The organism is uncultured Helicobacter sp. (assembly GCF_910577135.1).
GTDB lineage: Bacteria > Campylobacterota > Campylobacteria > Campylobacterales > Helicobacteraceae > Helicobacter_C > Helicobacter_C mastomyrinus.
In genome coordinates this window covers 1-2229 of the sequence record NZ_CAJTLL010000037.1, presented here as the reverse complement: position 1 = coordinate 2229, position 2229 = coordinate 1, and the positions used below count along the sequence as shown (strand labels likewise).

The following is a 2229-nucleotide window of genomic DNA, read 5'->3' as shown; positions in this document are numbered from 1 at the left end:
AGCCGTTGTTACAAGGAGATTCCCAACAACGGGAATAAACCAAGCAGGATTAGAATGCGCAAATTCTATATCTTTGTTAAGCCAATAAGTAATGGCATAAAGGGCGATGAAGATTTGGAATCCTGCAGCAAGGGAAAAAAGCGTGTGAGAAAGAGGGGTAATGTTGTGAAATATATTTGAAAGAAGTAAAGCCGACATAGAGATTGTAGCAAAAAAATTGAGTTTTACAGGGTGAGTGAATTCACTCAAAATGGCTTGCGGATATTTCAAAAGTTTAAGTATATAAAAGCAAAAAATAATCAATGAAAGAGTTGAAACAATGACACAAAGAAACTGAAATAAAATGGGCGGAAAAGAAAGCACTTCAGTAGCTTTTTTATAGTCTAGTGTAAGCCCTCCAAGTCCCATTATGATAGCAAATATTATCACAGGAAAATATTGCAAACGAGATGATTTAGTCTCTTCCATAATGACCCCCTTATGGTTTGTAAGCATTAGAATCTATTTATAAAATGTTCATTATATTTGTTATTTGCAATTATTGCTTAAATGCAAAGATGTTTTTGGCACGAAGTTATGAGGTTTTTAATTGTTGATACTTGTTACAATTCTATTGCACCATTTATGATAGGAATGCTCTAGCGAAGATTTTAAATACAGAAGTATGAACTCGTGTTAACGCACAGGTATCGAATTAGCTCAGTAATGTATGCTTCACCCCCTTCCTGTTATAATTGCTTACTGCATTGCTCTTGTCCTATGATGGTTTTTAAGAGGTTTTACAAGTGCGGAATGAGAGAGTAGGTTGGCGGAATGTCTTCTTTTTTAATATTTATGCTATGAAAACTAAGTGAGAAAGTGATAGGATTATCTATGAAGACTTATTATTTTTTAGGGCTATATCGATAGCATTTCTTAATATTTTTTTGCTGGGGGGGGGGAGTGAAGAGTGTATTCCTGAGCGATAAAGGAAAAACTTTTTTGTATAACTTCATAAGATTCTATTAGACGCCTTGGGCAATTGAGACATAGAGTGGAGGATTCTCACGGATAGGGATTAATAGTGCGTATTTACACCATATTGCAGGAGATAGTCGCATAGATAACGCACAGCTTATAATTACAATTTTCAAAATGGCATTATATTGGGCTATGACGAGACACTTGGAGCCAGTATAGGCAATACTAATGATATTTATCTCTTACAAGGTGCAAAAAAGCTTACCACAACTATCCCTAGGGGCTATACCTTTTTTTGATTTTGAATTTTACGTAGACTATTACATTGCAGGACGTAAGTATGATAAACCACTCTATATGAGCACAGGATATAAAAGAACAAAATATGCAAATAATTCTGGCAATACATCTGTTTTTTGGGATTTGCCGAATGTATTACTCATTAAAGTGCGAGGCAATATAGCCTTAAACTCCACTTGGATTTTTGAATATCCCCTTGCTTATGATATAGGCTTAAGCGCTACAATGGTAGTTATTGATGATAGCAATTCAAAGTATACCCTTTCTACCAAAAGTGGCTATGGACTGCGTTTAAGCACGAGAGCGAGATATTATGTAAGCAAAAACATATTTTATATTCGTATGTTTATGCATTTCAAAAGCAACGGACAAGTGATGGCGTGAGTATTAGTATTCCTGTAGATAGCGATAAATCAGGTGTGACAAAAGATGCACGTACAGTGGTGCATTACCTATCTTCAAACACAAGCTATGCAGGCTTACAATTTGGTATAGGATATTAAGGAGGGAGCGATGAAACATTAAGATTTGACTATGCGCCAGGAATCTACACAGGCATTATTTTAGATCCTGATAATCTCGATAGGGATGGACGCAGTTTGCAACAATAAATGATTCAATGGCTGGGTATAATATGCTAAAAACCTTAACACCCCTCACACATTTTATTTGCAAAGTGGCTTAGGCTATCATCTTAATCATAATAAAAAATAGCAATAAAACGTTATTAGCGTTATTTCTGTCTGCTTATTGAAGTTGAGGGAGAACCTTTAATAATCAAAAGTTTGCCCTCAACTATGGCGGAGGGCATCGCTATTTTATTTTTGAGAATCATTTCAGTGAACTAGGACAGCGTGGATAGAGAATCTTAAGGTTACACAAAAAGAGGGCTTCAACCCATCAACCTTTATCAAGGCAAACTTTTTCAATAAGTGGTGAAGTGAAGTATTACTATGAGTAAAAAACAGC

1 protein-coding gene and 1 pseudogene are annotated in these 2229 nt (G+C 35.4%); one reads left to right on the top strand and one right to left on the bottom strand.

The window, feature by feature from the left end; all coding sequences use genetic code 11:
- Nucleotides 1–468 (bottom strand): annotated as a pseudogene (locus tag QZ289_RS10370) (C4-dicarboxylate ABC transporter); the annotation flags it as partial.
- A 720-nt stretch (nt 469–1188) separates the two neighbouring features.
- Here QZ289_RS10370 and QZ289_RS10365 point away from each other — a divergent pair.
- A complete protein-coding gene (locus QZ289_RS10365; protein WP_295702304.1) occupies nt 1189–1644 on the top strand; it encodes a hypothetical protein in 456 nt (151 codons plus the stop codon).
- The last annotated feature ends 585 nt before the right edge of the window (nt 1645–2229 follow it).